Origin of the sequence: Streptomyces atratus, assembly GCF_900119365.1 — a bacterium.
Taxonomy (GTDB): domain Bacteria; phylum Actinomycetota; class Actinomycetes; order Streptomycetales; family Streptomycetaceae; genus Streptomyces; species Streptomyces atratus_B.
In genome coordinates this window covers 1-23,496 of record NZ_FPJO01000050.1, presented here as the reverse complement: position 1 = coordinate 23,496, position 23,496 = coordinate 1, and the positions used below count along the sequence as shown (strand labels likewise).

The window sequence follows — 23,496 nt, the reverse complement described above, 5'->3', positions numbered from 1 at the left end:
GTCCTCCTCGCCCGTGGAGTCCTGGTCCTTGTCCTTCTCCTTGTCGCCCGTCGGAGTCTTGGTCAGTGCGGTGGTGCTCTTCAGGGGCAGGGGAGGGACAGCGTCCCCTCGGGATGAGGGTGCAAGCACACAGTCAACACACCTCGCGACTCAGGACCCGTGCCACGCGCGCGGGAACCGCACCGTACTCACCTCCACGGCCCACATCTTCGTGATGCGATCACCACCAACTGATGTCGCGTGGCAGCCGGATCGGGCGCCCGCTCCGGCGCGGGTGTTCGTTCAGTCGGGTGGGGGCGGGGCCGTGGCGGGACCTGTGAGGGTGTCGAGTCGGGCGGCGAGGTCGGGGTGGGTGCCGGTCAGGTGGGGGCGGGTGGCGGTGAGGGGGTTGATGAGGTCGGCGGGGTCGTTGTGGGCGAGGGCAGCGTGGAGTTGGTCGAGTGGGTGGCGGGCGGCGGTGGGGAGGTCGGTGAGGGCGGTGATCTGGCCGGCGATGCGGCGTAGGTCGGCGGCGTTGCGGCGGGCCCATTCGGCTTGGGTGCGGTCGGCGGCGCGGCGTTCACGGGTGGCCTGGACGCGTTGTTCGCCGGTGGTTCCTGCGGGGCCGGGACGGCCCCGCAGGTAGCGGCGTTCGGCGGCCTGGCGGCTGGCAACGCCGAGGGGGTGGGCGAGGTCGGCCCAGCTGGCTCCCGCGTCCCGGGCCGTTTCGATCAGGCCGGTCTCCCATCCGGCGAGCTGCTCGCGGACCTGCCGCAGCAGGAGCAGGGAGTCCAGGGCCTGCTCCGTGCCGGGGCCGGCATCAGGGGCGTCGGAGGTTTCCCGCCGGGCGGCGTGCAGGGCGTCGTCTATGGCGTGCAGGGCCGCCGCGGCGGCGAGGAACGAGGCCGGGCTTCGGCCGTCGGCGCTGGACGGGGCCGGCTGTTCGGCTGCTGTCACGGGCACCTCCTCAGCTTGTCATCGAGTGGACGACACCGTGCTTGTCATCCGATGGATGACATGCTACAACGGTTTCAGTGAAGCGCATTGGCAGCAACTGCCCGAACCTGCTGGAGGTGTTTTCACGATGTTGATGCGCACTGACCCCTTCCGTGAGCTGGACCGGCTGGCTCAGCAGCTGACGGGCCCGGGCACCTGGTCGCGGCCCTCCCCGATGCCGATGGACGCTTACCGCGAGGGCGACGAGTACATGGTGGCCTTCGACATCCCTGGCGTCAGCGCGGACGCGATCGACATCGACGTCGAGCGGAACATGCTGACCGTCAAGGCCGAACGCCGGCCCGTGGCGAAGGCCGACGACGTGCAGATGGAACTGTCGGAGCGGCCGCTGGGCGTCTTCTCCCGCCAGATCATGCTGGCCGACACGCTGGACACCGAGCACATCAAGGCCGACTACGACGCCGGCGTGCTCACCCTGCGGATCCCGATCGCCGAACGTGCCAAGCCCCGCAAGATCACCATCGGCGTCGGATCCGGCCGGAGGGAAATCTCCGACTGAGCCGGAACGACGAGGGCCCCAACAGCGGCGGAGGACGGGTAACTGATCTCCCCCTCTCCCGTCCTCCGCACCCCATGGACCGAGGAAGGGTGACGGCCGACGTGACTGTGCGACGGGAAGCGTTCCTCGACCAGGTGCAGGAACGCGGTGAGTACGGCAGCCGGCAGGAAGCAGAACGCGTGGCCCGCGTGGTGCTCGCCCTGCTGGGCGCACACCTGGTCGGCGAGGTACGTGCCCAGCTGGCGGCTCGACTGCCGGAAGGCTTCGCCCTGATCCTCCTCAACCCGCTGCAGAGCGCCGAGCCGCTGCCACCGGAGCGGTTCGTTCGGGCGGCGGCGGCCTGGATCGAGGGGGCCACCGACCAGACCGCGGCCTGGGACGTCAGCGCCGTCCTCAGCACCACCACCGACGCGGCCGGTGACGACCTGCTGGGGCAAATCCTGCTCCAGCTCCCCGCGGGCTACGACCTCCTCTTCGGCCGTCCCCAGCCCACCTGACATGAAGCACGCCCGGTGCCCGCGCACCGGCACCACGGCAACAGAAAGGCAACCACGGCAGTGATCTCCGACCCACGTGCACCGCTGCACCAGCTGCCCGCGATGACATACGAGCAGATGCTGGAGAAGGTCCGCTACGAAGGCGCCTACCCCACCCCGGAGCGGGCCGAGGAAGCCGTCCGGCTGGTCATAGCGGGACTGGGGCGCCAACTGACGGGCGACGAACGCGTCGAACTCGCCGCCCGCCTGCCCTTCGAAGCCGCCCGCGTCCTGACCGCGCAGATCCCGGACACCGAGCCTCTGACCGGCTGGGCCTTTGTCAACGACCTCGCCGCTCGCACCGGCACCTCCCTGGCCACCACCCGCTGGGACACCGGAACAGTCTTCTCCGCCGTCGCCGTCCTGGCCGGCCCCGATCTCCTCGATCGCATCCTGCGCCAGCTCCCCTCCGGCCACGCGCTGCTGTTCGGCCGCGCCGAACTCACCCCCGCCGCGTAAACGCGCCGTGTCTTTCCGGCGTCGGGCGCGCTGGTGACGCGTGCACGGGTCGCAAAGACCCCACGGGACTCATCGGCTGCTGCGAAGGCCACCACGACCTCTACCCCTTCGTCGGCCCCGTCCACGCCCCCGACGAGGTCAGCAGCGTCGCCGTCCACCAGCTGACCGCCCCCGCAGCGTCCCTCACTCCCGTACAGACCGCACTGCTCACCGAACGCACCCGCCTCACCGCTGAGAGGGCCGGAGCCGGCCCCGGCCCGCGGCCATCTTCAGCGCATCGACGACAAGGCGGGCGCGGTAGTAGTCGGCCATCGAGTAGCCGACGACCTCGCGGGTGGCCAGGTCCAGCCAGCAGGCGAGGTAGAGCCGGCCCTCGGATGTGGGCAGAGCGGTGATGTCGCCGACCAGTTTCGTGCCGGGAACCTCGGCATGGAAGTTGCGGCCGATCAGGTCCGGGGCCGGCCTGGCCTTCTTGTCCGGCCGTGTCAGCGAACGGCGCTTGCGACGGGTGACGCCCTGGATGCAGTGCTCGCGCATGAGGCGGGCGACGCGTTTGCGGTTCACCGCCCGGCCCAGGCGCCGCAGTTCGGTATGGATGCGCGGCACGCCGTAGGTATGGCGGGTGGCCACGTGGATGACGGGATCTCATGGACCAGGTCCTGGTCGGCCGCCTTGCCCGCGCTCCGGGCCTTCGCCGCGGCGAGCCAGGCATAGAACGAGGACGGGCCACCTTCAGGAGGCGGCAGAGGAAAGCAACACCGTAGGTGGTCTTCTCCGCCTCGATGAACGTGTACATCGCGTTCACCGATCGCTCTCCTTCGCGAAGAAGACCGCGGCTTTCGCAGGACCTCGATCGTCTTGGCCTGCTCGGCGTTCTGCCTGCGCAGCCGCTTGAGCTCCTCGCGCTCGGCGGTGGTGAGCTCACCCGGGGCTCCCTCGCCCCGGTCCGCCTTGGCCTGGCGGTACCAGCCGCGCAGGGACTCCGAGTCGACCAGCGCGATCGCGTCCCGTTTGAACTCCGCGGTGTACCGCTTCGTGTACTTGCTTCCCACCTGGTGCTACTTCCTCTGAAACCTCATGTCCCAGTCTCCAGGTGTCCACGATCAAGGGGAAGGTTCACGGACCGGCTGACCGGCCTCGTGGACGTACGCGAACAGGAACGCGCGCAGGGCGACTCATCACCATGAGATCCCCGCCCGTTGCGCCGCTGAGGTGAGTCCGGTCGAAGTCGGGTGCCGGACGGGCAAGGAATCAGTGCATCCGTGACAGGGCGCCCGGCGGAAATAGTGCCGTGCGTATAACCAAGAGTGAGAAGGGGCTGTGCATGCCTGGACTGCCACCGATGGTGGCCACACCGGCCGAACTCGTCGATGACCCTCTCACCGCGATCGACGCAGCGGACGCTGTCGGCACAGTCCTGGAGCAGGTACTCGACGAACGACTGCGTCACTCCCGCACCGTCGACGCCGTCTTCGCCCGGGAGCTGGCCGACCGCCTCGCCACGCTGGCCGTGCGGGGAGGCAAACGCCTGCGCACCGCTTTCGCCCACTGTGGCTGGCGCGCCGCGGGTGGCTCGGGAGACGCCACAGCCGTCCTGCACACGGGAGCCGCCCTCGAACTACTCCAGGCGTGCGCCCTCGTACACGACGACGTGATGGACGGATCCGCACGGCGACGAGGCGCACCGGCCCTGCACGTACACTTCGCGCGCGTGCACTGGGCGATGGGCATGCACGGCCGAGCGGAGTCGTTCGGCACGTCGGCCGCCGTGCTCGCCGGTGACCTGGCGCTGGCGTGGGCGGACGACCTGCTGATGGAGACGGCGCTCGGCACGCCGCACGGCTCGCGCCTGCACCAGGAGTGGCGGGCGATGCGCACCGAGATGGTCGCCGGACAGTACCGCGACCTGCACGCCCAGGCCGCTCGGTCTTCCGGTGTCGACGAGGCGCTGACCATCGCCACCCTGAAGAGCGCCCTGTACACCGTCGCCCGACCACTCACGCTGGGCGCTTCGCTGGCCGGCGCCGACGAACACGTGCTGGACGCGCTGCGAGCGGCCGGCCGGTGCGCCGGGCTGGCCTTCCAGCTCCGCGACGACCTTCTCGGCGCCTTCGGCGACCCGGCGCTGACCGGCAAGCCGGCCGACGACGACCTGCGCTCCCGCAAGCTCACCTACCTCCTCGCCGTCGCCGTCCGGCTCGCCGACGCCGCCGGTGATCACCAGGCTGCCACGGCGCTGGCTCCGGACGCGGACCCGAAGTCCGTGAAGGCCGTCCGGCAGGTGCGGTCCGCGCTGCAGCGCACCGGCGCCCGGGACCTGGTGGAGGCGAAGATCGAGGAGCTGACCGACATGAGCCTCGCGCACTTCGAGCGCGCTGGTACACGCCCTACCGTGCGGCACGAGTTCGCCGCCCTGGTCTCGCGCGCGACGGGTGTGGCCCAGCGCCGCGCCGAGAAGGTCGCGTGAAGAGGGTGCCGGGGCCGACCGACCATGTCGTCGTGGTGGGTGCCGGGCTGTCCGGGCTGGCCTGTGCCCTGCACCTGCTGGGTGCGGGCCGCCGGGTCACCGTCGTCGAACGGGACGCCGGTCCCGGCGGCCGGGCCGGCCGAGTGCGACTGGGCGGCTACGAGCTGGACACCGGCCCCACGGTGCTGACCATGCCGCATCTGGCCGACGAGGCGTTCGCCGCCGTCGGGGACAGCCTCCACCGCCGCGTCGGGCTGACAGCTCTGGACCCGGCCTACCGGGCGTGCTTCGCGGACGGTTCCTCGCTCGACGTGCACACCGACGGCGAGGCGATGGAGGCGGAGGTACGGCGCTTCGCCGGACCGGCGCAGGCGGCCGGATACCGCGACCTGCGGCAGTGGCTGGAACGTCTGTACCGAGTCCAGATGCGCCGATTCATCGACACGAACTTCGACTCGCCCTTCCAACTGCTGCACCCGGATCTGGCCCGGCTGGCGGCGCTGGGCGGTTTCGGACGGCTGGACGGCCGCATCGCCCGCTTCCTCTCCGACGAGCGCCTGCGCCGGGTCTTCTCCTTCCAGGCACTGTACGCCGGAGTGGCCCCGGCCCGAGCACTCGCGGCCTACGCCGTGATCGCTTACATGGACACCGTGGCCGGCGTCTGGTTCCCCAAGGGCGGAATGCACGCACTCCCCCGCGCCATGGCCGACGCGGCGGCGGAAGCCGGTGCTGATCTGCGCTGGACTGCCGAAGCACGCACGCTGGAGCGCTCCGCGGACCGAGTACGGGCCGTCCACCTGTCCTCCGGCGAGCGCATCCCCTGCGACGCGGTGGTGCTCACGTGCGAACTGCCCGCCGCCTACGGGCTGCTGGGGCGGGCGCCCCGGCGGCCGGCACGACTGCGTCACTCACCGTCCGCCGTGATCCTGCACGCGGGAACCGACCGCACCTGGCCGCACCTCGCTCACCACACCATCTCCTTCGGCGCCGCGTGGCAGCGCACCTTCGACGAGTTGACCCGCACGGGGGAGCTGATGAGCGACCCCTCTCTGCTCATCACCCGCCCCACCGCACACGATCCCGCCCTGGCACCGCCGGGACGCCACCTCCACTACGTCCTCGCCCCCTGTCCGAACACAGCGGTCGGTCCCACAGCCGCTGCGTGGCGGGGCCTGGGCCCGCGCTACCGCGACCGCCTGGTGGGTGAACTGGAGCGCCGGGGCCTGGACGGGTTCGCGGACAGCATCCAGGAAGAGCTTCTGGTGACGCCGCTCGACTGGGCGAGGCAAGGCCACGCCGCCGGCAGTCCCTTCTCCGTCTCCCACACTTTCGCCCAGACCGGACCGTTCCGCCCACGAAACCTCGTACGGGGGCTGGACAACGTGGTGCTCGGCGGCTGCGGCACCACCCCGGGCGTCGGCGTACCGACCGTACTCGTCAGCGGCAAACTCGCCGCCGCGCGCATCACCGGCGGCACCGGTACCCGGCCCGTACGGACGGCGCCAACCTCGACCGCGACCGACGCGTCCTCCGCCCCGGCCCTGGCAGGCGCTGATGACCCGTCGTGAACTGGACGCCGCCGGGATCACCGATCCCGCACTGCGCGCCGCCTACACCCAGTGCCGACGGCTCAACGCCCGCCACGGCAGGACCTACTTCCTGGCCACCCGCCTGCTGCCCCTCGAACGCCGCTCCGCCGTGCACGCCCTGTACGGCTTCGCCCGCTGGGCGGACGACATTGTGGACGACCACGACCACCACCGCGCGCCCGAGGAGCGCGACCGGCTGCTGCGACGCCTGGAGAGCGATCTGGCCGACGGGCTGCGCGCCGGAGCGGGCGACGAACCGGTGGTCCGGGCCGTCGCGGACACCGCCGACCGCTACGACATCGAGCATGCCCTCTTCGCCGATTTCCTGTCCTCGATGCGTGCCGACCTGACCGTCACCCACTACCCCACCTACGCCGATCTGCAGGGGTACGTGCATGGTTCGGCGGCGGTGATCGGCCTGCAGATGCTGCCGGTCCTCGGTACGGTCACGGCCCGGGAGGAGGCGGCACCGCACGCGGCGGCGCTCGGTGTGGCGTTCCAGCTCACCAACTTCCTGCGCGACGTGGGTGAGGACCTCGACCGCGGCCGCGTCTACCTGCCCGGCGATCTGCTGGCCGCGCACGGTGTGGACCGGCCCCTGCTGGAGTGGAGCCGGCGCACCGGGCGGCGCGATCCCCGGATCCGCGCCGCTCTCGTCGCGGCGGAGGCCATGACGCGGGTCGTGTACCGGACGGCGGAGCCGGGCATCGCGATGCTCGATCCGCGGGTGCGTCCCTGCATCCGTGCCGCGTTCACCCTCTACGGCGGGATTCTCGACACGATCGCCGAGCAGGACTACACCGTGCTGCATCGCCGTGCGGTGGTGTCGCGTCGGCGTCGGGCGGCAACGGCCGCGGCCGGTGCGCTACGCCTGGCCGGTGCCTGGATACTCACTCGCGGCCCACACCGAGCGGCCCCGGCGGGTGGCCCGGCAGTCAAATGGAAGGGGCCAGTGCGGTGAGTGGTCGAAGGGACGGCAAGCGCTGGTCGCCGCCGTTGCGCCGACGGCTGAGGTCCGGCCCGGACTGGGCGGCGCAGACACCGACTTGGCGCCAGGCGCGACCGGCGCTCATCGCCGACGCACTCGATCGGGCGTCCGCCCGTCCGTCCGGCAACTGGTTCGTGGTCGGTGCCTCCCGGAACGTGCGCGCGGACGATCGCCCGTACGGCCGGACGGTCGGTGGTGTGGAGGTCGTGCTGTGGCGCTCGGAGGACGGCGAGCCCCGTGCCGGTTCGGGCGTCTGCCCGCACCTGGGCGCTCCCCTGCGCGACAGCCGGGTGGTGTGCGGCACGCTGGTCTGCCACTGGCACGGGCTCACCCTGGACGGTTCTCCGTCCGTTGGCTGGCAGCCGTTTCCCGTGCACGACGACGGCGTACTCGTCTGGGTGCGACTGGACGCGGTGGGTGGCGAGGAGCCCACCGAGCGGCCTGTCGTGCCCGCTCGACCGGCGAGGGACCGTGGGGTGGACGCGGTGTTCACGGCGGTGGGGCGGTGCGAACCGCAGGACGTGGTGGCCAACCGGCTCGATCCGTGGCACGGCTCGTGGTTCCACCCGTACTCGTTCGTCGACCTGTCGGTGGCGCGGGAGCCGCGAGGGGACGAGGACGACGCCTTCGTCGTCGATGTCTCCTTCCGGGTGGCCGGACGGCTCGTGGTTCCGGTGCGGGCCGAGTTCACGGCGCCGGAGCCGCGCACGGTCGTCATGCGGATCACCGACGGCGAGGGCGCCACGTCCGTGGTCGAGACCCACGCGACGCCGCTGACCGGGCCCGACCACGAGCGTCCGCGCACCGCCGTGGTCGAGGCGGTCATCGCCGCGTCGGACCGGCCCGGCTTCGCTCTGGCGCGGGCCGCCGCCCCCGTACTGCGCCCGCTGATGCGCCGTACGGCCGGCCGCTTGTGGCGCGACGACCTGGCCTACGCCGAACGGCGCTGGACGCTGCGCAGCACCGGACTGTTCCCCGGCTGACCGGGCACCGGTCAGTGCGACGAGTGGCGCCCTGCGACGGCTCCGAGCGCCCGGAGTAAGGGTGAACGGCCCGCCCGGGGTACCGTCCACAGGACCTGGCCGTGCACCCCCCGGTCAGCGAGCAGGGCGTTCGCGGCCAGGAAGCCAGTGGTGGCGGCCCGTTCCATGAGGGCGACGGGCAGGTCACAGCGGATTCCGTCGCCGGCCAGGGTCAGCCACGGATGAGGGGTGCGCACGGTGGGTCGCCGGCGGTGGGAGCCGGCCTCGAAGAGCGGGCAGTCCGAGCGCCACTCGTGCCGGGCGTCGACAATGCGCGCCTCGCGGATCTCCGGGTATACCTGGCGCAGCCGGTCGACGAGCATGTTCTGCACCTCTTGCGGTTCGGCCGCCGGGTCCACGGCGTAGGCGTGCAGTTCCACGACCGAGCCCCCGGTCCGTGCGGCCCAGCGAGCGGCCTCGCCCTCGTACCGCTCGAGAACGCTGATGTTGTCGAGCCCTCCGTAGCCGCTGGTGCCGAGGAATCCGGGCCGGTCGGCACGGACCGGCCCGTCGAGCCAGAGCCGGGAGACGAGGAACGGCGGTGCGGTGCGCAGGGCAGCGATGTCCTCACGCCAGCCGGACGTGCCCAGGCCGGGTGACGCGCCGACGATCCGGCACAGGCTCCCGGGGTCGAGGGCGAGCACCACGGCTTGGTGGCGCCCGGCACCGGTGTCGGTGGGCACATGCGCTCCACCGTCGCCGAGGGGGAGCACGCCGTGGACGGGGGTGCCGGTGCGGATGTCCGCCCCGAGGCGCTGGAGGTAGTCGCCAAGCGGGTCCCAGAGCGCCTGGGGGAAGGGTTCGCCCGGTACGTCGAAGAGCAGTCCTTCGGCCGATCCGAGAAAGTAGATGTGGAACATCAGCAGCAGTTCGGCGGCGGACAGTTCGCGCGGGTCAGCGAAGAAGCTGCGTGAGAACACCTCGAACGCCAGGTGGTGCGCAGCTTCCGGGAAACTCACGCTGTCCAGGAAGCCGGTTGCGGTGACCTCGTCGAAGCGTTCGTACACTTCGGGCACCCGCACGTCGAGCAGAGGCAGTGCCGCCCGGGCGTCCATGGCGGCGAGGTCCCGCCAGCCGAAGCTCGGGCTGAGGGCGACGAAGCCGAGCGCGCTGAAAGGCGGCGTTCTCGGAACTCGGGCGAAGCTGTCGGTCAGGCCGCCTCTGTGCCGCAGGGGGTAGTCGGTCAGCGGCGTGAGCCGCGAAAGGGCAGGGTCGGTACGGCGGAGGAGCCCGCGCAGGTTGTAGTACTGGCGGAAGAAGGCGTGGAACCCGCGGGTCATGGTCACGGAGGAGCCGTCCGCCAGCCTGGTGGGCCAACCGGAGAGACGGCCGCCCAGCGCATCCTCCTTTTCGTACAGGGTCACGCGGGCACCCCGCTCGGCCAGCAGGGTGGCCGCGGCAAGGCCGGCGATCCCGCCACCGATCACGGCGACGGACGGCTCGTCCCCGCGTTGGAACCGTTCCCTGCCGGGTGGTGGCGCCAGAACCTCGGCCTTGCGGTCGCGGCCTCGTCGGGCGGCATCGGCACGGCGGGCCGTCATCGGACTCGCTCCCTTGCCGTGGTCGTGCGTGCCGGGCTCGGGCCGTTGCGGGCGAGGAAGGTGTGCACCATGCCCGTCTGCCATCCGGAGACCGGGGCGACGCGCACTCCGGTGAAACCGGCTCGCGTCAGCCGGCCGGCGAAGGCGGGGGCGGTGTCGAAGGCGATGACGCTGTGCCAGAGGTGGCGGTACAGGGCCCGGTCGCCGGTGAGTGTGCCCGCCGGGATGACGACGCCGTGGCACACCGCCGCCCATAACGCCCGGTGCCGCCGCCGTCCGCTCAGGGTGTACTCGTGGGCGCTGATACGTCCGCCCGGCCGCAGCAGGGTCCGGACGCTGCTCAGGACCGCGTCCGGGTCGGTGACGTTGCGGAACAAGTAGGCGGCAAAGGCCGCGTCGAAGGGGCCCTCTCCGGCCGCCGTGACCTCCTCGGCGGTCAGGTGCAGGAACCGTACGCGTGCGGGCCACGGCTTGGCCAGGGCACGGCGCAGCATGCCCGCCGACGCGTCCACAGCCGTGATCCGGGCCCGGGGCGCGGCCCTGAGCAGGGCTCGGGTGGAGGCGCCGGTACCGCAGCCCACGTCGAGAACGTGCAGTCCGGCGCCGTCGTCGGGGAGCCGGAGCCGGCGGGCCGAGCGCAGGAGGTCGGTGTGGTAGCCGGGGTTGAGAGAGGTGAGGCTGTCGTAGGTGCAGGCGGCGTGGTCGAAGGCGCGGGCCAGGTCATGCTCGCGCAGGAGGAGGCTCATCGGTGGTTGTCTCCGGTTCTTGCGAAGGACTGGGAGCGTCGGGGCACAAAGGGCAGTTCGGCGGCTGTACGGAGCATCGGCAGGACAGGGGTGCGCAGCCCGATGCCCCACTCCTCCCGCAGGGAGGTGGCGCCGTCGAGGAAGCGCAGCAGGCGCTCCGCCGGGATCCGGCGGAACAGGTCGGTGAAGAATCGCGGGCCGTCGATGCGCCCGGTGTCCAGGGCACGCAGCAGGACCGCGTCCATGGCCGAGGCCCTCCGCCCGTGGGGTGCGGGGATGGTGGTGCGCCCGTCGCGCAGGGCGGCGGCGATGGCTCTGCTCTGTCGCTGCACCGCCGCGAAGGTGTAGCCGGTGGCCGCACGAGTGGCGCCCCCCGCAGTTCCGACACGGAAGTGGGCGGGGCCGGCCCGTCGCGGAAAGCGGGCGTCGGTCATGGGAATGACCCCCTGCTCCGCCCGTTCCACGGTGAGCGCGCCAAGCCCGAGGACGTCTCGGCAGTAGTGCCCGAGAGCCGATTCGTATGCCTCGGTGGTCAGCGCGTTGCCGGAGAACTGGGTGTACTCGACTAGCGCCCGGTCCGGCGCCAGCGGCAGGACGTAGCCGAAAGCGAGTCCGTGAGCCGGCTGAGGAACCCGGAAGTCCATCAGGTCCGCGACCAAGGGGTCGAACCGGTCGGCGTCGGTACGTACGAACCAGCCGCGGAAGTGCTGCAGCAACCACGTGCGCGCCGGCGGCAGGACAGGCAGCGGCCGCGAGTCGAACACACGCCGGGCGCGCAGCGTCAGGGACCAGCCCCCGGTCAGCATGCACCGGACCTCCGCGCCTCCGGGCACACATCGCACCGATTCCACCGTCGCGCGAAGGAGACGCCCGCCGTCCGAGCGGGCCAAGCGGCCGTGGACCAGCCGCTCGAAGTCGGTAGAGCGCACCATGCGGTAGGTCAACGGGGCAGGTCCGACAACGACCGGCCGTCGGTCGGCGCCGTGCAGACGCAGCACGGACCAAGACGCGCTGACCGCCTCTTCCAACCCGTCGACACCCGCGTCCCAGTAGCACCAGGTCCGTTCCGCGGGGCGGAGCGGACCGTCGGGCGGCTCAACCACAGTCACAGTGGCGCCGCCGTTCTCCGTCAGCCGGTGGGCGAGGCTGAGACCGGCCGCGCCACCGCCGATGACGATCACGTCGGATTCCTCGGCGGGGCGGGGTGTCACCGGGCTCGCCGTTCGACGATGGGGCTATGGTCGGGGCCCGAGCGCAGCAGCTCGGCGGCGGCCTCCAACGCGTCCGCGACAGCGCCAGCGACATGACGCGGGTCGCCGCCCTCCGGCCAGTGTGGGGCGGTGCCCGCCACGGGGCGAGTCGCGAAGCGTGTGTAGAGGTGCCCCGGCCGGATCTCCAGTACCGCGGCACCGGCGCTCCGTGCTTCGCGGCGGACGGCGTCCAGCCATGCGGCGAGCGCGGCCTTGCAGGCGCTGTAGTCGGCCACTCGGGGCTGCGGGCGCTCGGCCACCACGCCGGTGACGGCGGCGACCGCCGAACCGCGTCGCAGGATGCCGAGCGCGGCGCGGAAGAACGCGGCTGGCGCGAGGCTCCTCGGGTGCACCGAAGGCCACCGACCCGCACGCGACAACGGCGCCCAGCTTTGGAGGGCTGCCGCCGCTGCGTGCACGGGCCTAGTGCACGACCAGGGACCGTAGGCGTCGAAGGCAGCGATCGGGGCGCTGGGATACGTCCGCGCGGTGTGGGCCAGGCGGCCGCGGTCGCGTCCCGCGAGGGCCACGCTGGCGCCCCGGTCGGCCAGTTCGGCGGTGATCGCACCGCCCCTCCCCCCCGTGGCATCGGCCACCAGCACACGGGAACCGTTCAGTTTCACGCTTCACCCCTCGATAGGGCCAACGGGTTCATCCGATCGTCACTGCTTCCCGTCCAGGGGTGTCCGCGGATGCGGCCGGACACCGTTCACACTCCGGCGTCACCTCCTTGCCCCCGGTCGGCGACCACCTCGCGCGCGGCGCGCGCCCCCGACGCCATGGCGCCCTGCACCGATCCGGTCGCCCGGTGGTCCCCGCACACGTACCTGCCTGGGCGAAGGCGGGTGGTGCGGCTCAGCGGCCAGGGGGGAAGCATCGCGGGCAGCGCGCCCTCGACCGTGCAGGCGGCGACCTGCTGCCAGCCGCTCGTGTCGGTACGGTACAGCTCGGCCAGACGGCATAGCACAGCCTGCGCCCTGCCGGGGAGGTCGGTTCCCAGTACGGAGGTGGAGATCAGCGCGGTGCCGCGGGGCGCGTACGTGGGAGCGACCTCGCTGAGTACGCAGGTGTTCAGGATCGCTCCGGTGCTGTCCACCATCAGGGTCGGTTCGGCCATGGGTGTCCTGCCGATGGCGTGGTAGTAGGTGGTGACGGTGCGTGTGTCCGGCACGGTCAGGTCCGGCAGCAGGCGGGTGGCGTTCGCCGGGTCCGTCGCTACCACAACCGTCCGGGCCGGCACCTCGCTCCCGTCCTCCAGCAGCACTCCGGTGTCGGTGACCGCGGCGACGGGGGTGCCGAGCCGCAGTACGCCGCCGGGCAGGCCGTCGGCGAGTTGGGCCGGGACGGCGCCGATGCCCTTTGCCGGCAGGCACAGAGACCCTCGGACCATGCTCCGCCAGACCAGGTGGAAGAAGCGTGCGGAGGTCTCCAGCCGGTCCTCCAGGAAGACGCCGGACAGGAACGGCCGCAGGATGTCGGCGACCGCGGCGTCCGACACTCCCGCGCGGGCCAGGGCCGCCGAGGTGGAGCCGTCTTCGTGCTGTCTGGCAGCGGAAGCGGGCAGAACGGCGTCCCGCACGGTGAGGGCCGCCAGCGCGGCCAGGTCGCGTGGCGAGACAACCCGAGTCCTGTCAGCAGAGCCCTCGCCGCACTGGGCTCTCTCGTCGGGTCGGCGAGGCGGACCGACCCCTTCGACGTGTGCGCGACGAGGCCCGCGGTGAACGGCCGCAGCCGCAGGCTCCTCAGATCCATGCGCCGCTTCACCTGCGGATACGAGGTGTTGAACACCTGGAAACCACGATCCAGCAGGAACCCGTCCTGCCGGTCCGTGCGCATGCGCCCGCCCACGCCTTCGGACGCCTCCAGCAGAATCACCCGCCATCCCGCACGGCACAGGTCCAGCGCGCACACCAGGCCGGACAGGCCCGCACCGACGACGACCACGTCCGGTGCCCGGCGATGTTCCTCGCTCATGCTTCTCCTCGGTCGACGCGTACCGTGTCACCCGCACATCAGGGCTGTCCGCTCAGCCCCTTCCTCGGCCGGTACCCCTGAACCAGCGGGCACAGCCCCGTGCCGGAACGTGGCGCGAAAGCAACACTCGCCCGTGGACGAACGACGCGGCCGCGACCACTGGTCCAGCGGACCACGTTCCACGGCCGCTGCCCAGGCGCCACGACCAAGTGCCGAGTCGGACGGCAACACATCAGGAGACCGACGACTCCAGAGCGGCGACCGCCTCGGCGAGTCCCGACGGACGCGCCAGGCCCGCAACCGGCTGCCCCGCCCAGCCGGGTCCCAGCGTCAGCACGACCGGCCTGCGGCGGGCACCGCGCATGCCCCACTCCATGGCTGCGACGTGCTGGGCCAACGGCCGGCTGGCGGTGGTACGGCACTGCGACCACAGCCCGATCGCGGCCGGCCCGGTCCTGCGCACGGCCGTGACGAGCGACTCGACGGGCAGGGCACCACCGAACATACGCACCGGGACGCCGCGCTCCGTCAATGCCGCGGCCAGCACTTCCAACGGCAGGGTGTGGTTCTCCCCCGGGACGCAGGCGAGCACCGTGGTGGCGCCGGCACGGGCGGCGACCGTGTCGGGCGTGGCGCGCCGCAGCGCGCCGGACACGTGCCAGGACAGGAAGTGCTCGACCTCGACGTACTTCTCGCCCGACGTCTCCCACTTGCGGCCGACCGCCTGGAGCGTCGGCACGATCACCTCGGTCCAAGCGGCGACCAGTCCGTGTTCGGCGATCGCGGTGAGCAGCAGTTCGTCGAGCGCGGCTGCGTCGAGGCGCAGGGCGGCCCGGGCGATTCCCCTGCACTCCTGACGCACGTCACCGAGCCGCAGGCCACTCCCCGCCCGGCTGCGGGCCCGGGCCGAATCCCGCTTTGGCCCGGCAGTCCGTCCCGGCCGGGCCGCCACCGGTGATTCCCCGCTTCGCGCGAGCCGTGCGGCCTCGGCCGGGGGCAGCCCAGTCGCCGTCAACGCGCACATCCGCTCCAGCCGCGCCACGTCCCTGGCGGTCCAGCGCCGGTGCCGGCCGCCCATGTGCGCGTCGGGCCCGAGGCCGTACCGGCGGTCCCACGTGCGGACCGTGGTGGGGGCAACACCCAGGCGCCGGGCCACCTCGCCGGTGGTGTGTCCGCCGCCCGGCGGATCGCCCTCGCCGTACCGGCCGTGGTGGTCCTCACCGTTTTCCTCATCAGACTCACTCACGCCTCCACAATACGACGCACAAACGACGCACGTTGCTTGCGTCGTTATGGCGTCCCACACTGCAAGCACGCGCACGGCGGACCGGCGGACTTGCCGTCCGGACACGCTCTTTCATCCCCGGACGGCGCGCGACAGGAGGAACGCGCCATGAACACGACCATGCGACCGAGTACCGCTCTGGTCCCGCCCGTGGCGGAAACGCGGCACGAGGAGGACCTCGCCCGCGGCCTCGTCGCCGCTGACGAGGAAGCGTTCGCGGCCATCTACCGGCACTGGGAACCACTCGTCCACACCATGGCCACCCGGTCCCTGGGCGACGCCCACGAGGCCGAAGACGTGACTCAGCAAGTCTTCATCGGCGCCTGGGGCGGGCGGCACGGCTTCCGCCCGGAGCGGGGCGCACTCGGTGCCTGGCTGGTCGGCATCGCACGCCGCAAGATCATTGACGCCCTAGCCGCCAGGACGAGGCGTCTGGCCCTCGTCGCCTCAGCCGCCCACGGAACCACGCCCACCCGGTTCGTCCAGGAGATGCCAGGCGAGGTGCTCGACCGCGTGTTGCTGGGCGGGGTGCCGACCGGGAAGGTCCGCTACGACAACCTTAGGGCCGCCGTCGCCCAGGTGCTGGGCCTCTCACGCCGCCGGGTGGAGGCCGAACGCTGGACCGCCTTCCGCTCGCACTACGGGCTGGAAGCCTTCTACTGCCAGCCCGGCATCCGCGGCGCCCACGAGAAGGGCGGAGTCGAAGGCCAGATCGGCTGGTTCCGCCGAAACCACCTCGTCCCCGTCCCCGAAGTCGACACGCTCGCCGAGCTCAACGCCATGATCGACCGATGGGACCTGGAGGACGACGACCGGCGCATCCGGTCCCGGTCCCACACGATCGGCGAGTACTTCGCAACTGAACGGTCGCTGCTGGCACCGCTGCCGGAAGATTCCTTCGAGACCGGCCGGCTCTCCACACCGCGGGTCGACCGCTACAGCCAGATCTGCGTCCGGATGAACCGCTACTCGGTCCCCGTCCGGCTGATCGGACGGACCGTCCGCGTCATGCTCCACGCCTCCGAGCTGGTCGTCTACGACGGCCGCGACGAAGTCGCCCGCCACGAACGGCTCATCGCCCGCGGCGCCACCCGCCTCGAACTCGACCACTACCTCGAGGCCCTGATCCGGAAACCTGGCGCCCTGCCCGGCGCCACCGCCCTCGACCAGGCCCGTGCTGCTGGCCGGTTCACCCCGATCCACGACGCCTGGTGGCAAGCCGCAGTGAAGGCCCAGGGTGAACGCGACGGCACCCGGGCCCTGATCGAGGTTCTCCTCCTCAGCCGGCACCTGCCTCACGAACACCTCGTCACGGGTCTCGCCGCAGCCTTGCAGAGCGGAGCCCTCGCATCAGATGCCGTTGCCCTGGAAGCACGCAAGGCAGCAGACGCCGACACCGAGCCGAAGAGACACCTTCACCCGCCTCCGGTAGTCAGCACGGCAGCGCGCCGCTGCCCGCTGCCGTCCGGGCCCAGCTACCGCCCGACAAACGCCCCCTGCCCTCCGTCGCCCACTACGACCAGCTTCTGCGGCTCCGCCGACCCGAACCCAACAGCTGAGGAGAACGCCATGACCCTTCCGCGCCAGCGAGGATTGACCGAACAAGCCGCCAACACCGCGGTCGACCAGGCATGCCGCATGCTGCGGCTGCCCACCATCCGATCCCAGTTCCCTGAGCTGGCCGAGAAGGCCGAACGCGAGCAGATGTCCTACCTCGGCTTCCTCGCCGAGCTCCTCCTCGCGGAGTGCGACGACCGGGCCCGCCGCCGTTCCGAGCGCCGCATTAAGGCCGCTGGCTTCCCCCGGGACAAGTCGCTCCGCAAGTTCGACTTCGACGCCAACCCGAACATCGACGCAGCCATGATCCACACTCTCGCCAAATGCGAGTGGATCAAGAAGGGGCTGCCCCGCTGCCTCATCGGGGACTCCGGCACCGGCAAGTCCCACCTGCTGATCGCACTCGGCACCGAGGCCGCGATGGCCGGCTTCCGGGTGAAGTACGTCCTGGCGACGAAGCTGGTCAACGAGCTCGTTGAAGCCGCCGACGAGAAGCAGCTGACCAAGACCATCGCCCGCTACGGCCGCGTCGACCTGCTCTGCATCGACGAGCTCGGCTACATGGAACTCGACCGCCGCGGCGCCGAACTCCTCTTCCAGGTCCTCACCGAACGCGAGGAGAAGAACAGCGTCGCCATCGCCTCCAACGAGTCCTTCTCGAAAGCGCACATGTTCCGGTGAACCTGTGCCAGGCGGCGGCTGAACAGCACAGGTTCCGGCAGCAACTCGGATGCTGCATGATCGAACGATGCTTATCGAGCTGGAGAAGGTCGCAAAGTTTCCCTGGAGTCCCTGGCTGGCTCAGATCCGGACCCCGTTTGGACGGACCGCGGTCCGCTGGTGCGGTGACCAGACCGCGGAGCCGGGCGAGTACCACGTCGAGTGGACAGTCGATGAGGACATCGTCTGGGGGCGGAATGTGAAACCCGCTGCCGATTCCGGACCGGGAGTCCGGCCTGGCGGGCACTGCGTTGTCCTGCGAGGACAGCTGAACCCCACAGAGGATGGTGCCGCCGTCCTGGACTTGGACGGCACCCTGATCCTGCTTGATCTCGCTGATCCGCTGCCCGAAGGTGTTGCCGGCACTTGGGTCGAGCTTTTCATCGAGCGCGAGAAGATCGCTCTCTACCCGTACGACTCTGACCAGAGGTCAGCTTCTGTCCGTCTCCCACTGCGACAAGCGGGTCTCGTCGACGCGATCGGACAGGTAGATCAAAGTGGCTTGTGGGTCCATGCCGAAGGCAGCGGCGACGAGCTTGGGGTCCATGGTGTTCACCAGGTCGACGAGGCGGGTGCTGCGGATCATCCGGGGCACGAATCCGCAGTCGTCGAGGACATGGGAGAGATAGGCAGTTGAGGCCGGGCTTCGCCCGGCCTTTGTTCCTTTGGTGACCAGGACGTGCGGGTTGTCGGTCCGCCAGGCCTCGCGGTGGGCCAGGCACCGTTGCAACACCGTCCAGGAGGCAGGGTCCAGCGGAACAGGGTGGGGTCGCTTGCCGAGCCGGACCGTCTGGGCGATCTGATCCATGTTGATGATCTGAAGCATGCGGACCTCCGAGCTGGAGGCTCCGTGCAGTAGGGCGAGCATGCCCACCAGTGCCTCGTGGGGGTGGACGTGCTCGTCGGTCGTCCAGCGGCGAAAGAGTCCGCGCTGCTGGTCGAGGGTGAGGGTCCGGCCGCAGAAGCCGTTCGATTCCTTCACGGTCAGGTTCCGGGTCGGGTCGACCAGCACGATGTGCTGGGAGCGAGCGAAGCGGAAGAACTGCCGCAGCACGGTCAACCGTCGCTTGCGTGCCTTGGGCAATGTGGCCAGAAACGCTTCGGCGTCGTGGACGTCCACCAGGGCCCAGTCGTCCTTGCTGCGGTGAGTCATGAGGAAGAGGGCCAGGTCACGCATGGTGGTCAGGGCCGTTTCCAGGGTGTGATTGCTGCGGGGCCGGGTCCCGGCCCGACGGGCCCGGTCCTGGGCCCGCATGCGAGAGTCGTCGAAGTCCGCGATGGCTTGCCGCAGCGGCTCGGGGACGGCCTCGACACGGCGGCGCCGTCGGTTCAGGGCGAGCCGTTCGGCCTGGTCGGTGGGCAGGGCGAGCCCGCGGAGAGTGAAGAAGTCCTCGAGCGCGCGGGCGAAGGACCCCATCGACCGTCCAGGCCTGCGGGATCGCTCGAGCAGTGCCTGGGGCGAGTTGGAGTGCTCGTCCTCCAGGAGTCGCCCCAGGTCGGTGATGAACCCACAGGCTCTGGCAACGCAATGGCGGGCCGCGACCTGGGCGACGAAGTCCGTGAGCCACGGGGGCGGGTCGGCAAGCCGGTCGTGGAGGTGTTCACCTCTGATGAAGGGGCGGCCGGGGTGCTTCTGCCAGCAGGCCGAGCACATGCCCAGTCCGGCGTGGCGTCGCAGCTGCCCGCACTCGCGGCAGGTCCGTGGCGGGTGTTTCGGCGATCCGGGATGGGAACAGGGCCCGCACCAGCCGGTTTCCTCGCGCAGATAGCCGGGCTTGCCGCAGCGGGGGCAGGGCTGCTGGGCTGCCAGCAGGTCGGCCTTTCGCCGGCAGTCCCGGCACAGCCGGTTCTGCGGTGATCGGACCGGGTGACCGCACTCTTCGCAGACGCGCGAGCAGATCACACACCGGCCGGTGTCCTGCTGCAGGACGCGATCGCGGCGGCAGGACGGGCACGTGGTTTTAGCGGTGTCTTCCTTCAGGCGCCGCCAGCAGCGGCAGCAGTGCTGCCGATCGAGATATCCGACGGGGGCTCCGCAGGTGACGCAGTCGCGTTGTTTCTTGCCCATTGCGGTCGCCGGTCACAGAGGCGGCATTGACCGGCCCCGGGCGGAGGCGGCCTGCGGGAGCTCGGCGACGGGTCGGGGCGGGGCGATCGGCCGCTCGACGGGGGTGGTATCCACCTCGATCAGGTCGTTGGGGGTGCACTCGAGCGCGGTGCACAACGCGACCAGGGTGGTCATCTTCACCTGCGTAGGCTCCTTGGTGAACAGAGCGGACACCGACGCGGAGGACAGTTCCAGGCCGGCCTTCTCGGCCAGCAGCCGTCGCAGTTCGGTGCCGGTCCAGACCTCGCGCTGGGCGGCGGCCATCCGCAGTCGCCATTGGATCTTCATGCGGTGGAGTCCTTCCCGGTCAGCTCGGCCAGGGTGTTGGCGACCGCTCGTTGATAGGCGTCCTCGATGAACGTTGCGGAGGGCCGGACATATCGCATGGTCGAGCTGACCGTCCAGTGCCCGAGCATCTGCTGGATCGCGACGAGGTCGACGCCGCGCTCGTAGTTGTGGGTCGCGCAGGCCCGCCTGAGGGCATGCGGGCTGAACCGTTCGGCCGCCGGGCGACCTTCGAGTTCCATCAGATAGCGGAGCCGGTTGCGGATGGTTCCGCGATGGAGGCTGCCGCCGGATTCGTCGGCGAAGAGGACGGGTGAGTCGGGGAATTTGGGCCGTACGTCTTCCAGGAACCAGCGCAGAACCAGGTCGAGGTTGTCGAGCATGGGCACCCATCGCGGCCGCGGGCCGGAGGTGTGGGCGCCTTTACCGAAGCGGACGTGGAGTTTGCCGAACGGGCCGCGGGTGAAGTGCAGGTCCGGTCGCTCCAGCAGCGATGCCTCCTCTGAGCGGAGCCCGGCGTGATACAGCGTCCGGAACATTGCGTAGTCCCGGGCGGCGGGTCCGTACTTCCTCGCGGTGGCGATCCGCTGCTTCATGAAGTCGAAGAACTCGCTCACCCGCTCCGGGGGCGGGGGCGGCAGCAGGGCCGGCGAATCGTCCCCGACATGCCGTGAGGCATTGAACTCGTCGACTGGGCAGACCAGCCGGACGCCGAAAGTGGCCTCGATCTCGACCGCCTTACGGGCCTGCAGGAAGCGGTGGAAGCCCTTGAAGATCTGCACATACTCGCGCCGGGTCGAAGTCTTGCGGCCCTGGACCGCAAGGTCACCGACCACTCGGTCGATGTCCTCCGGCGTTACCTCCCACGCAGGCCGCCCCAGCGCCGTCAGCGTCCGCTCCAGGAGCCCGGTGTCGTTGTCGATGGTCACCGGGCTGAACCCCCGGGCCCGCCACGAGGCCACGAACGCGTCGACACACAGCGACTGGAACCGCCAGGGATCCATCGTCGGCATCTCCTGCGGGACGGCCCCGCCCGCGATGACTTGCAGTCTCACCTCGGCCACCGGCACACCTTCCTCGCACCTGAACGGTCAAGGCGGCACCTTGAAAATCCGGCAGCCACCGCGAGAACCAACGAGGACCCCAGGAGCGGGATACGGCCAGGTGGCAGCGGCAACCCTTGTGAGGGAACAAGTGCCAGCCCCAGATGGCTGGACCAAGACCTTCACCGACCCCCGCCTCTGCGCGGCCATCGTCGACCGCCTCACCTTCAACGGCACCATCATCGAGACCGGCACCGACTCCTACCGCCTGGCCACCACCCGAGCCCGAGCCGAACAGCAGAGCGTCAGCTGACGAGAGGCGTTGGCGCCACCTTCCCCGGCGCGGTGGACGGTCGCCAGGGCAGCAACAACGGGCCTGTGGTCAGGCGGGACGGCAGGCCTCACACACGTGGTTGTCGATCGCGGCCATCAAGTCCTGAGCCGCTGCCTGCACGGCGGGATCTCCGTCACCGGCCAGCCTGTCTGCCAGGCCTCGGCCGTCGAGCACGGCCTGGTGGGCCGCGTATTGAATGTCGAGCCGAGGAGGATTGACCTGTTCCAGGATCGTCATGAGCAGCTGGATCACACCGGAGCGGCTGGCGACAGAGTCAGTCACCGCGAGATCCCACAGGAACGGAACCGCCTCGGCAGTCGCGTCGAAGACGGACAGCTCACCAAGCCAGAACCCAAGATCACTCAACGCTGAAGCGCTGGTTAGCGCATCGCCCCACGCCACCCGTGACAGCCGGCCCGGGACCTCTTTCGCTGATCCATACGCGTGCGTCAGCTCGTGCCACCGAACGCGGCTCATGCCCTTGAGGATCGTCCCCACCACGCGCCCCCGTTCTATCGACGCCAGCGACGCCGAGCGCCCCCATTCCACCTCACGGAGCGCATCGACCGCGAGTGCCGGGAGGGCGTTCCCAGAACTCGCCAACATCTCACCCACCGCCGAGGCCAGAACGTTCTCCAAACCCGCCTACATACGTTCTTCGTTCTCACCTACGTAGCCACGCCAGGTTGCTGGGGCAGGTAGGGGAAGAGGTGCCGCAGGTGGGCGCGGGCGTGGCGGAGCCACTTAGCCTCGGAGGTGAAGCCGAGCATGGCCTGCATCATCGCGAGGGTGACCAGTTCGGCACCGCTCAGGCGCGGTGCGATGCCGACCGGTGGTCGCCACGGTGCCAAGTCCGGATGCTCCTTCAGCAGGTCGTCGGCCGTCGCATAGAGTGCTGTCGCGAGGGTGTCCAGGTTGTTCGTCACAAAGCAATTTTGGACGCCCTCGTTCTCGTCTCCGCAGGCGCCCCTTGGGATTGATCACCTACATTGGGCAGCATGTCCGCGAGTCTGTTGCCACCACAACGAATCCTCGACGCTGAACAGGCCGAAAGGAGGTTCGCGGTGTCGGCCGACGTCGGGTATCCGTACCGGGATTTCGCTCGCGAGCAGGAGATTCGCCTGTACGCCACCGGTCTGACCGTTGACGGCGACCTTGCCTTGGAACCACCACCCGGCATTGACTGGAATCCCTGCAACATGATCGTGGCGGGGGACCTGACCGTCGATGGGGACCTGTCGATGTCGTCCTATGGTGGCGGCTGCTTTCTGCTGGTGACTGGAGACCTGCGGGCACGTAACGTCTTCGTCGACGGAGAGCCGAACGTGGTGGTGCGCGGTGACCTGACCGCATCGAACGGCGTCTTTGGTCACGACAACTACGGCATCCTCGTCGTCTGCGGACGCACCACCGCCCGCATAGTCATCAACACCTCCGGCTTCAACATGGTGTTCGCCGAAGATCCCCAGGCGTTCGTCATGGGTCATCCGAACCGCCAGAACTTCGCGAGCGATATCGACGACGATCTGGAGCTCGAAGACGTCTTGGCCACCGACCTACTCGACCATGGCGGCGCCAACTTCGCAGCGATCCGTGCGGCGTTGGTGGCCGGACGGTCGATCCTGCGGCCAGGCATCTCCAGCGACGCGTCTTGACGGCCACCCGGAGGCCAGTGACGCCAAATAGCTTCGCCGGCCATGGCCTGGTGGCTGCGTTGCGGCAACGACGAGCGCTCGTACGCGCAGACGATCCCTTGGAATCAATCATCTAGTAGCAATACCGGTGCTTTAGGGCTTAATTCGTGGAGTTGGGGATGTTTTGGTGGGTTCGACGAGGGTGACGGCGGGGGTGGCCGGGCGAGGTGGGTTGTTGTGTTCGGTGCGTTTGAGTGCCCAGTTGGACATTTTGCGTTTGATCACTCGCGGGTTGGACCGTAACCGCCGTGGTTCCAGGAGGCGTTCGGTGATTTCACGCAGGGTCTGCTTCAGTGCCCGGGTGAGCCGGGAGGGGGGAAAGTCCCGCCTGGCTGGTGGTCTGCCGGCGGACGACGCGCAAGGTGCGGGTGAAGGACATCCGGTCCGGATCCTCCCTCTCCTGC

At 70.3% G+C, this 23,496-nt stretch carries 19 protein-coding genes and 6 pseudogenes; 12 read left to right on the top strand and 13 right to left on the bottom strand.

Annotated features, from left to right (window positions below; all coding sequences use genetic code 11):
- Positions 1-282: 282 nt before the first annotated feature.
- Entirely contained in the window at positions 283-936 is a 654-nt protein-coding gene (locus BT364_RS37170) for a type III effector protein (RefSeq protein WP_072489519.1), read from the bottom strand.
- A 127-nt stretch (positions 937-1,063) separates the two neighbouring features.
- On the opposite strand from BT364_RS37170, the gene BT364_RS37165 reads away from it, so the two are divergent.
- The 3 genes from BT364_RS37165 (at position 1,064) to BT364_RS37155 (ending at position 2,490) form a co-directional block, all read left to right on the top strand.
- A complete protein-coding gene (locus BT364_RS37165) occupies positions 1,064-1,495 on the top strand; it encodes an Hsp20/alpha crystallin family protein (RefSeq protein WP_072489518.1) in 432 nt (143 codons plus the stop codon).
- A 101-nt stretch (positions 1,496-1,596) separates the two neighbouring features.
- Positions 1,597-1,992 (top strand): DUF2267 domain-containing protein, encoded by a 396-nt coding sequence (locus BT364_RS37160; protein WP_072489521.1) that lies wholly within the window; start codon positions 1,597-1,599, stop codon positions 1,990-1,992.
- 60 nt (positions 1,993-2,052) lie between these two features.
- Entirely contained in the window at positions 2,053-2,490 is a 438-nt protein-coding gene (locus tag BT364_RS37155; RefSeq protein ID WP_072489517.1) for a DUF2267 domain-containing protein, read from the top strand.
- A gap of 225 nt (positions 2,491-2,715) precedes the next feature.
- On the opposite strand, the gene BT364_RS37150 is transcribed toward BT364_RS37155, so the two are convergent.
- Positions 2,716-3,120, bottom strand: coding sequence for an IS3 family transposase (locus BT364_RS37150; protein ID WP_079179827.1), 405 nt, complete (start codon positions 3,118-3,120; stop codon positions 2,716-2,718).
- Between the two features lie 694 nt (positions 3,121-3,814).
- On the opposite strand from BT364_RS37150, the gene BT364_RS37145 reads away from it, so the two are divergent.
- From BT364_RS37145 to BT364_RS37130, 4 genes are read left to right on the top strand one after another with little or no spacing between them, the layout of a single operon-like run.
- Entirely contained in the window at positions 3,815-4,957 is a 1,143-nt protein-coding gene (locus BT364_RS37145) for a polyprenyl synthetase family protein (protein WP_072489516.1), read from the top strand.
- The gene (crtI, locus tag BT364_RS37140) at positions 4,954-6,525 is read left to right on the top strand and encodes a phytoene desaturase family protein (RefSeq protein WP_072489515.1); all 1,572 of its coding nucleotides are present in this window, start codon (positions 4,954-4,956) and stop codon (positions 6,523-6,525) included. The genes BT364_RS37145 and crtI overlap by 4 nt, the downstream gene beginning before the upstream one ends.
- A complete protein-coding gene (locus BT364_RS37135) occupies positions 6,512-7,507 on the top strand; it encodes a phytoene/squalene synthase family protein (RefSeq protein ID WP_072489514.1) in 996 nt (331 codons plus the stop codon). Before crtI ends, BT364_RS37135 begins: the two co-directional genes overlap by 14 nt.
- Positions 7,504-8,517, top strand: coding sequence for a Rieske (2Fe-2S) protein (locus BT364_RS37130; protein WP_072489513.1), 1,014 nt, complete (start codon positions 7,504-7,506; stop codon positions 8,515-8,517). Before BT364_RS37135 ends, BT364_RS37130 begins: the two co-directional genes overlap by 4 nt.
- A gap of 11 nt (positions 8,518-8,528) precedes the next feature.
- Here the strand turns inward: BT364_RS37130 and BT364_RS37125 are convergent, their stop codons facing one another.
- The 6 genes and pseudogenes from BT364_RS37125 to BT364_RS37100 all read right to left on the bottom strand — a co-directional run bounded on the left by BT364_RS37125 (position 8,529) and on the right by BT364_RS37100 (position 15,313).
- Complete coding sequence (locus BT364_RS37125) at positions 8,529-10,097, bottom strand: FAD-dependent oxidoreductase (RefSeq protein WP_072489512.1); 1,569 nt, start codon at positions 10,095-10,097, stop codon at positions 8,529-8,531.
- Positions 10,094-10,843 carry a methyltransferase domain-containing protein gene (locus BT364_RS37120; RefSeq protein WP_072489511.1) on the bottom strand — a complete coding sequence of 250 codons (750 nt, stop codon included), beginning with the start codon at positions 10,841-10,843 and terminating at the stop codon, positions 10,094-10,096. The genes BT364_RS37125 and BT364_RS37120 overlap by 4 nt, the downstream gene beginning before the upstream one ends.
- The gene (locus BT364_RS37115) at positions 10,840-12,054 is read right to left on the bottom strand and encodes a lycopene cyclase family protein (protein WP_072489510.1); all 1,215 of its coding nucleotides are present in this window, start codon (positions 12,052-12,054) and stop codon (positions 10,840-10,842) included. Before BT364_RS37115 ends, BT364_RS37120 begins: the two co-directional genes overlap by 4 nt.
- Positions 12,051-12,716 carry an SDR family oxidoreductase gene (locus tag BT364_RS37110; RefSeq protein WP_072489509.1) on the bottom strand — a complete coding sequence of 222 codons (666 nt, stop codon included), beginning with the start codon at positions 12,714-12,716 and terminating at the stop codon, positions 12,051-12,053. Before BT364_RS37110 ends, BT364_RS37115 begins: the two co-directional genes overlap by 4 nt.
- Before the next feature lie 86 nt (positions 12,717-12,802).
- Positions 12,803-14,067, bottom strand: a pseudogene (locus BT364_RS37105) (NAD(P)/FAD-dependent oxidoreductase).
- 232 nt (positions 14,068-14,299) lie between these two features.
- Positions 14,300-15,313 carry a MerR family transcriptional regulator gene (locus BT364_RS37100; protein WP_072489508.1) on the bottom strand — a complete coding sequence of 338 codons (1,014 nt, stop codon included), beginning with the start codon at positions 15,311-15,313 and terminating at the stop codon, positions 14,300-14,302.
- 147 nt (positions 15,314-15,460) lie between these two features.
- Between BT364_RS37100 and BT364_RS39620 the strand changes: the two are divergent.
- From BT364_RS39620 to istB, 3 pseudogenes are all read left to right on the top strand, one after another.
- Positions 15,461-15,874: pseudogene (locus BT364_RS39620) on the top strand (RNA polymerase sigma factor); the annotation flags it as partial.
- Positions 15,872-16,911, top strand: a pseudogene (locus tag BT364_RS44655) (Mu transposase domain-containing protein); the annotation flags it as partial. The pseudogenes BT364_RS39620 and BT364_RS44655, both read left to right, overlap by 3 nt.
- A 10-nt stretch (positions 16,912-16,921) precedes the next feature.
- A pseudogene (gene istB, locus BT364_RS37085) lies at positions 16,922-17,566 on the top strand (IS21-like element helper ATPase IstB); the annotation flags it as partial.
- A 493-nt stretch (positions 17,567-18,059) separates the two neighbouring features.
- On the opposite strand, the gene BT364_RS37080 reads toward istB, so the two are convergent.
- From BT364_RS37080 to BT364_RS37070, 3 genes are read right to left on the bottom strand one after another with little or no spacing between them, the layout of a single operon-like run.
- Complete coding sequence (locus BT364_RS37080; protein ID WP_072489564.1) at positions 18,060-19,697, bottom strand: site-specific integrase; 1,638 nt, start codon at positions 19,695-19,697, stop codon at positions 18,060-18,062.
- A gap of 12 nt (positions 19,698-19,709) precedes the next feature.
- Positions 19,710-20,024 carry a helix-turn-helix domain-containing protein gene (locus BT364_RS37075; RefSeq protein WP_072489563.1) on the bottom strand — a complete coding sequence of 105 codons (315 nt, stop codon included), beginning with the start codon at positions 20,022-20,024 and terminating at the stop codon, positions 19,710-19,712.
- Positions 20,021-21,085: a tyrosine-type recombinase/integrase gene (locus BT364_RS37070; RefSeq protein WP_218172483.1), complete on the bottom strand. Its 1,065-nt coding sequence runs from the start codon at positions 21,083-21,085 to the stop codon at positions 20,021-20,023. Before BT364_RS37070 ends, BT364_RS37075 begins: the two co-directional genes overlap by 4 nt.
- Before the next feature lie 145 nt (positions 21,086-21,230).
- Between BT364_RS37070 and BT364_RS37065 the strand changes: the two are divergent.
- Positions 21,231-21,377, top strand: a pseudogene (locus BT364_RS37065) (ATP-binding protein); the annotation flags it as partial.
- Between the two features lie 69 nt (positions 21,378-21,446).
- Here the strand turns inward: BT364_RS37065 and BT364_RS37060 are convergent.
- Complete coding sequence (locus tag BT364_RS37060) at positions 21,447-22,037, bottom strand: hypothetical protein (protein ID WP_371268699.1); 591 nt, start codon at positions 22,035-22,037, stop codon at positions 21,447-21,449.
- Positions 22,038-22,078: 41 nt separating this feature from the next.
- Positions 22,079-22,324, bottom strand: a pseudogene (locus BT364_RS37055) (IS982 family transposase); the annotation flags it as partial.
- A gap of 72 nt (positions 22,325-22,396) precedes the next feature.
- Here BT364_RS37055 and BT364_RS37050 point away from each other — a divergent pair.
- Positions 22,397-23,053, top strand: coding sequence for a bactofilin family protein (locus BT364_RS37050; protein WP_143166614.1), 657 nt, complete (start codon positions 22,397-22,399; stop codon positions 23,051-23,053).
- Positions 23,054-23,496 lie beyond the last annotated feature (443 nt).